7 protein-coding genes are annotated in these 7,033 nt (G+C 45.7%); 4 read left to right on the top strand and 3 right to left on the bottom strand.

Annotated elements, in window-relative coordinates:
- The 4 genes from QUB52_RS26040 to QUB52_RS26025 form a co-directional block, all read left to right on the top strand.
- Positions 1 to 202: hypothetical protein (locus QUB52_RS26040; RefSeq protein WP_332975299.1), on the top strand; the 202-nt coding region annotated here is incomplete at its 5' end.
- Positions 203 to 675: 473 nt separating this feature from the next.
- Complete coding sequence (locus QUB52_RS26035) at positions 676 to 1,833, top strand: KamA family radical SAM protein (RefSeq protein ID WP_332975300.1); 1,158 nt, start codon at positions 676 to 678, stop codon at positions 1,831 to 1,833.
- Between the two features lie 97 nt (positions 1,834 to 1,930).
- Positions 1,931 to 2,977, top strand: a complete 1,047-nt coding sequence (locus QUB52_RS26030) for an inosamine-phosphate amidinotransferase 1 (protein ID WP_332975301.1) — start codon at positions 1,931 to 1,933, stop codon at positions 2,975 to 2,977.
- A gap of 187 nt (positions 2,978 to 3,164) precedes the next feature.
- The gene (locus QUB52_RS26025) at positions 3,165 to 4,154 is read left to right on the top strand and encodes a D-alanine--D-alanine ligase family protein (protein WP_332975302.1); all 990 of its coding nucleotides are present in this window, start codon (positions 3,165 to 3,167) and stop codon (positions 4,152 to 4,154) included.
- A 51-nt stretch (positions 4,155 to 4,205) separates the two neighbouring features.
- Here the strand turns inward: QUB52_RS26025 and QUB52_RS26020 are convergent, their stop codons facing one another.
- From QUB52_RS26020 to arsM, 3 genes are all read right to left on the bottom strand, one after another.
- Positions 4,206 to 4,967, bottom strand: coding sequence for a hypothetical protein (locus QUB52_RS26020; RefSeq protein WP_265239060.1), 762 nt, complete (start codon positions 4,965 to 4,967; stop codon positions 4,206 to 4,208).
- A gap of 158 nt (positions 4,968 to 5,125) precedes the next feature.
- On the bottom strand, positions 5,126 to 5,749 hold the full coding sequence (locus tag QUB52_RS26015) for an MATE family efflux transporter (RefSeq protein WP_265239059.1): 624 nt from the start codon (positions 5,747 to 5,749) through the stop codon (positions 5,126 to 5,128).
- Positions 5,750 to 5,815: 66 nt separating this feature from the next.
- Complete coding sequence (gene arsM / locus QUB52_RS26010; RefSeq protein ID WP_265239058.1) at positions 5,816 to 6,784, bottom strand: arsenosugar biosynthesis arsenite methyltransferase ArsM; 969 nt, start codon at positions 6,782 to 6,784, stop codon at positions 5,816 to 5,818.
- Between the last annotated feature and the right edge of the window lie 249 nt (positions 6,785 to 7,033).

Raw genomic sequence — 7,033 nt, 5'->3', positions numbered from 1 at the left:
TTTCAAGGCGGTTGAAACCGCGCCTGACTTCATCCCCATATCTGAAGCTAGGGGCTTTCGTCTCGTTTTTCTGGTAAAGTCCATTACCATTAATAGCGACCGCATAGTTTTATATTTTGGCATGGCACATCTTGACAATGATACCAAATTCGAGTTAAATCCAATTTACAGAGAGAGGGATCGCAACTCCCCTATATTTTAATTGCCCGAAGCAATACTTCGGACAGTTTTAGGCATGATCGAATATCTGAAACCCATACTGGCTCTAGTGTGGACTATTTTTTCAAAGTTTAAGTTTAGCCTTAAGTTTGAAAAAAAGATTAAAAATGCGAAGGCTTGCACTGTAAAGCTTACAGAGGCTTGAAAAAACTGTCCGAAGTATTGCGAAGGCGATCGCTCCTAAACCTGATTTAATTGAAGAGTCAGCAGGGCGATCGCCCCCTGAGACATTTATCCCGCGTCTGTCTCAACAGCAAACCCCAAACTCAGACCCAGCTTCCGCAATTGTAATTAACCACGTCACAGTACCTGGATACTAATCGGTGTTTTGCACCCATCTTCATGTAAGTGTCAACACCAGGTACATCTATCAGAGTATCGGAAGTCTTTGCCACACAATCGCCATTGGTGTGTTAGTTTGCCGAGATTTAAGAGGACTCTATAACTAAGGACAAAATGATCGAAAACGCTTTATTAGATAAAGGTCTGATAGATACATCGTCCCGACGTGAGGAAATTTGCCAGATTTTCGGTGAATCTTACGACCCCGATCGCTGGAATGACTGGCGCTGGCAAATGCGGCATCGGTTGTGCAAGCTGGAACACTTTCAAGGTTTGCTACAGCTCGCTTCCGCCGAACAACGAGGACTTTCGATCGCCCCAGAAAAGTTTGCTGTAGCTGTGACACCGCACTTTGCGTCGCTGCTTGACCCGGAAGATCCCCTTTGCCCCCTGCGGTTGCAGGTGTTGCCAAGGGAGGAAGAACTGACAATCGATCCCGCAGATATGGTAGACCCATGCAGCGAAGACCACGACAGCCCAGTACCCGGACTGGTACACCGCTACCCCGATCGGGTGTTACTGCTTGCCCTAGACACTTGCGCTGCTTACTGCCGATACTGTACGCGATCGCGTTTGGTCAGCCAAGGTGAGATGTACCCAGTGACGCGGCGGTTGGATGCGATCGTCGCCTATCTAGAGGCACACACCGAGGTGCGGGATGTGCTCATTTCCGGTGGCGATCCCCTACTAATGTCTGATGAACCTTTAGACAACTTACTTGGGCGGTTGCGTGCTATTCCCCACATAGAGTTTGTGCGTATTGGTTCCCGCGTGCCGAGTTTCTTGCCACAGCGAATTACACCGGAACTGGTTGCAGTGCTTCGCAAGCATCGCGTGTGGCTGTCCGTTCACTTTTGTCATGTGCGGGAACTTACCCCGGAAGTGGCGCAAGCTTGCGATCTGCTCGCTGATGGTGGCATTCCTCTAGGCAGTCAGACGGTGCTGCTCAAGGGTGTGAACGACTCCGAAGAAGCGCTCAAGAATCTGTTTCACGGTTTGCTCAAACTGCGCGTGCGACCTTACTATCTCTACCAATGCGACCCTGTTGTGGGTACTGCACATCTGCGGACGAGCGTCCAAACAGGTATCGATCTAATATCTAAACTGCGCGGTCATACCACTGGGTACGCGGTGCCAACCTATGTAATTGATGCTCCTGGTGGTGGTGGCAAAGTGCCAATTCAAGCTGACACCCTAATTGCTTACGAGAACGGCAAAACTACTGTGCGTAATTGGGAAGGCAAGACGTACACTTATTTAGATCCAGTATAGCAATGAGTATTACTAAAGGACTTGCTTCAATCTTCACTACGGATGTTGCCAGATTGAAAGATTTTTCTAAAAAAGAAATTCACTGTACTATAAACAGATGAGTAAAGTCAGCGTGTTTAACGAGTGGGATTCCCTCGAAGAAATTATTGTGGGACGTGCAACAAATGCACGCATTGCCTGCCCCGACCCAGGGCTGTTTGCTGTTGAATACCTAGAAAAATATGGCAGTATGCAGGACATTCCCTCTGGCCCCTATGACAATCAAGTAATTGAAGAAACTGAAGAAGACCTGGAGGAACTTGTACAAACACTTCAAAATCTTGGTGTGACCGTCCGGCGACCTGACATAGCAGATCATTCTGTCAAGTTTGCCACTCCAGATTGGCAATCAGATGGTCAATCAAACTATTGTCCCAGAGACCTTTTGGTGACAGTGGGGACTTGGATTATTGAAGCTCCTATGGCACTCCGTTGCCGTTTTTTTGAATCGCGATCGTACAAAACTATCCTAATAGATTATTTGCAAAGTGGAGCTAAATGGATTTCCGCTCCTAAACCGAGGCTAAGTAATGAAATTTACAATGTTCTAGATGCGAGTGCTTTGGCAATCAAAGACTATGAGCCGATATTTGATGCCGCGAATATATTGCGTTTAGGGCGAGATATTTTCTACCTGATCTCAGGCACCGGAAATCAATTCGGGGCGTTATGGCTTCAAACTGTTTTGGGTGAAGATTATAGAATACATACTTGTGATAATATTTACTCTGGAACTCATGTAGACACCACAATTGTACCTATTCACCCTGGTTTAGTTGTAGTTAACGCCGAACGAGTTAGTCAACACAATCTACCAGAGTTATTCACAGGGTGGGATGTCATCTATTTAGATGATATTGTTGATATTGGTTGTTATAAAAGTACCTGTCTTGCCACGAAGTGGATTGGGATGAACCTCCTGATGGTGAATCCGAATCTCGCAATTGTTGATAAAGCTCAAACTCCGCTAATCAGAGAACTTGAGAAGCGTGGTGTTGATGTTATACCGTTGCAACTAAGACACGCGAGGACATTAGGAGGAGGGTTTCACTGTGTGACGCTTGATGTGCGACGCACAGGTTGGCTGGAAGACTATTATTTTTAGCACAATAAGCTGTTACGCATTTAAACGACTAACAAGGGAAGCGCGGGTGCGTCAGCTAGAACACTTACGCTTATAAGGGAAACGCTTATTACTGACGCACCCTACAATCTATTTTAAATGTTGAACAGCTTAACTTATCTGTTCGTTATGATTTTGGCAAAAATTTAAAAACAGAAAATTGGACAGTATGGGGCTTTTTATTGGTTTGTGTTATGACATTAAGGAAGAGTATCTTCAGAGCGGTTTGAGCGCCACCGATGTCATGGATTTCGAGGATGAAGAAACCATCATCGGGCTAGAAAATACGCTCTGCGGTTTGGGTCACAAAGTTGAACGAATCGGCAATGGTAGAGAACTTACTCTTAGGTTAGCAAAGGGCGATCGCTGGGATTTGATTTTCAACATGGCGGAAGGATTCAAAGGTCGCTCTCGCGAAGCACAAGTCCCAGCAGTCTGCGAATTATTCGCACAACCCTATACCTTTTCCGACCCGCTTACTTGCGCCCTGACCCTTGATAAGGCGCTGACTAAGCGCGTAGTTCGGGATTTCGGTCTACCGACAGCACCGTTTGCAATGGTGAGTACGCCCGCAGAGGCGTCGGCAGTATCCCTTCCCATGCCTTTATTCCTAAAACCGATCGCGGAAGGAAGTTCTAAAGGGATAACAGGAAAATCCCTAGTCAAAGAACGCCAAGATTTAGTTACAGTATATCAAGCGCTACAGGAAGAATTCAATCAACCCGTTCTGATAGAAACTTTTCTTCCCGGTAGGGAAATCGCGGTGGGTATTGTCGGTAACGGTAATCAAGCTAGAGTAATCGGCGTGATGGAAATAATTTTTACCGAAAAAGCAGAAACCGCTGCCTACACAGCCCTGAATAAAGATGAATATATCGATCGAGTATCCTATAGGTTGCTGACAGACCCCGAACCTCTAGCCGCACAAGCAAGGCAATTAGCGCTGGATGTTTACCGCTGTCTGGGTTGTCTGGATGCCTCTCGAATTGAGTTGCGCTGCGACGCGAGTGGTGAATTGCAGTTTTTGGAAGTGAATCCTTTATCGGGATTGCACCCGATTCGAGCGGATCTGATTATTATGGCGCGTCTGGCTGGAATAGAATATACAGAACTGATTGGTGAAATTGTAGAATCTGCATGGCAAAGGTATAAATCTTGATGCGTATGCGAGTCGCGATACCCCTGATGAATTGGAGATATTTCAAATCAGTTAAGCCAAATTGTAGTACATCCAAACATTTGGTTCTATGTAAGACCCTTGATTGTTGGTATAGTCAATTTTTAGGGGTAATAATCCTCCAGGAATAATATAATCACCTGTTTCTGGAAAACGCATATTCACTCTGGCTTCCCAATTACTAATAGTATCGATAATACTTGCACTTTTAGGGCAAATACGAACCAGGTTAGCTCCGTTCCTAATATGAGTACGTAGCCAAGGATCGAAGGGAAGACCGTGTTCATTCTGCCAAGTGATATAGCGCTCCATAGGCGTGAGAGGATAGAGATGTTTCAGGGTTGGACGCGCAGGAACAATCAGCGAAGCAAGCTTGCGATCTTGAGCTATTTTCTTCATCTGTTGGAGCATAAAACTGCTTATTTGCCTACCGCGATATTCGGGTATGACGGTAATGGCGAGAGCACATAAAATATTAGGTTGATTACCTTGTGAATGGTCGGCAAGCGCCTGAGTCATCGCCCATGTAACACCTTCATCTGGCAACCGTTCAAAGTTTCCTTCCCATACTACGGGAACACAATTTCCAAGAGCAATCATCTGCTGCGTAGCTGTTTCTATTAGTGCATACCGATACTCTGGATAGACCTGATATAAAGCAAAGGAATCTTTGTCGCCATCAAAGTCATGCGGGAATACTCCAGACCAGGCTTGCTCGAAGAAAGCTATACTTCTTTCATAAAAGTTCGGCATTTCTAGTGCAGTTATTATATGAAAATTTAAGTCATCTTTCACAATTGTCACCTTTTTTTATTGAAGAAACGATATTTAATCTTGAGCTTGGTCGTTTGTTATAGCAACCGCCAAGGTGGTTAAGACGTTTGCTTATGGCTGAAACCATTGATTATATTCCCCTCTTCCCCTTTTCCCCTCTTACTCTCTTCCCCTAGCCCCTAGTCCCTAGCTATAGATAACCTGACATCACCATCCTCAACATCACTAGCAAATGTCTTAGGCAACTGTACCCCAAGCGTCACCATTCTGATAGCTTCAAACAAAAGCAAAGACAGCCACAAAATATGGTTACTCTCAAACTTAATGGCAGCTATATCCGCAGGTAAAAATCCCACTACAAGAGCAAATAAGCTAACATTGCGGAGGGTATGCCCTTGGGTCAAACCTAAGAAATAGCCATCCAGCATAAAGTTTATTGAACTGAATACGAGAACGAGTAGCAACCAGGGAACAAAAATATCAATGTTTTCAGTGACTTCGGTGTGATTCGTCAACAACCGAAAAACAGTATTAGGAAATAACCAACAGGCTCCGCCGAAAGAAAGTCCTACCAGCAAAGCAGTTCCGAGAGAAAATCGAGCAAGAGGTACTAACTGTTGTGAAAATCCTTTCCCTTTAAAGTTTCCGACCAGAGTTTCCGTGCCGCATCCCAATCCTTCAACAAAATAGATACTGATAAGATAGAGGAAAGTGGCGGTGCTAGAGTTCTGATTGTGACTGTCAAAATTAATGATTTGGCGATCGCGCTGCCTGCGGTCTCCATCACGGGAGTTACAATACAATTACCCAATCTTGCACCTATTTTCTCCGTTGGATGGAGAATAGCGGTTGAAACCAGCTTTTTTCATCTAACAGCAACCGCCGCCGTTATAATGCCATGTCGAATCAGTAATCAACACCCGATCTGGCATCAATCCCCCCAACTTCCCAGCCGTTTTATCGCACACCGCCGCCGGAACTCCGCGCTGCAAAACGTGACCCGCACCGTCATCAAACAGCTCTTCAGAACCCGCATAAATCGCCGTCTTGCCAGTGAAAATGCAAGCGCCATCCAGGGGGATGTCCACTTTAAAAGACACTGTATCGAGGCTTTCTAACAGCAAATCCGCGTCCAATTTGTAATTGTGTTTGTCCAGCAACCGGTAAGGACGGCGCGCCCGGACTTCTACTTGCCCAAAGCCCACGTCTACAAGGTGTTGAACGTATTCTGCGTAGGTCAGAGCACCAGACAAACACAAAGCCCGCAAGCGTTGGTCTTCCTTCAAATGCTGCGGAATTGGCCGGGTTGCGATCGGATCGCTCATCAACAACCTGCCACCCGGTTTCAAAACCCGATAAGTCTCTTTTAATGCCTTAGCTAAATCCGCAGGTTCAAAGATATTAAACAAGCAATTTTGTGCGACAACATCGACAGAGGCATCCGGCACCGGCAACGCAAAAGCATCGCCTTCCCGAATTTCCACAAAACTAGCATCAAACCAATCATTTTCTTGGGCAGCAATCCGCAGGTTGCGTGCAGCAGCTTCTCGCATTGCTGGAACGGGATCGACGGCAATAACTGCTCCTTTTTGCCTAGAAAAGTAAGCAAATTGCAGCGCTTCTAAACCGCCGCCGACTCCTACATACAGCACGACTGGATTGCCGACAAGTTCGGCGGCGTGAACGGTTGTGCCGCAGCCGTAGTTCATTTCTTGCATTTGTGCGGGAATTTTTAATTCTGGCAGTTGCAAGGGGCTGCTTTGGACGCAACAAAGTCCGATTTGGGGAGTTTCGGCAACGTCGCTATAGAATTTGGCTGCTGTTTCGAGATAGGTCATTTTTGATTTTCCTGGTTTTTGTTTTTGACCGCAGATCTAGGCGGATTTACGCTGATAAACGCAGATGAATTTAGAAGTGTTTGGTGAGGTTTTGTCTGTGATTTATAACTGTGTTTGGGGTAGGCTATCTGAGGGAGTTTTTGGTTCTGTGATTTGATTGAAAAAGTTACGGAAACGATTGATTATGTCGCCTATTTTCTGTTGTGGCTGTTGAGGTGTTGCTATCGGCTGGGGTTCGATGACTTTAAC

This window comes from Microcoleus sp. A6-C6 (assembly GCF_036705955.1).
Classification (GTDB): Bacteria; Cyanobacteriota; Cyanobacteriia; order Cyanobacteriales; family Microcoleaceae; genus Microcoleus.
Note: the sequence above shows the minus strand (reverse complement) of the source record. Positions and strands in the feature narration are given on the sequence as shown.

What these genes read in the sequence shown, in the direction of transcription:
- QUB52_RS26025 (WP_332975302.1), top strand. Translation starts at nt 3,165, where the DNA reads ATGGGGCTTTTTATTGGTTTGTGTTATGACATTAAGGAAGAGTATCTT.
- QUB52_RS26035 (WP_332975300.1), top strand. Translation starts at nt 676, where the DNA reads ATGATCGAAAACGCTTTATTAGATAAAGGTCTGATAGATACATCGTCC.
- QUB52_RS26030 (WP_332975301.1), top strand. Translation starts at nt 1,931, where the DNA reads ATGAGTAAAGTCAGCGTGTTTAACGAGTGGGATTCCCTCGAAGAAATT.
- arsM (WP_265239058.1), bottom strand. Translation starts at nt 6,784, where the DNA reads ATGACCTATCTCGAAACAGCAGCCAAATTCTATAGCGACGTTGCCGAA.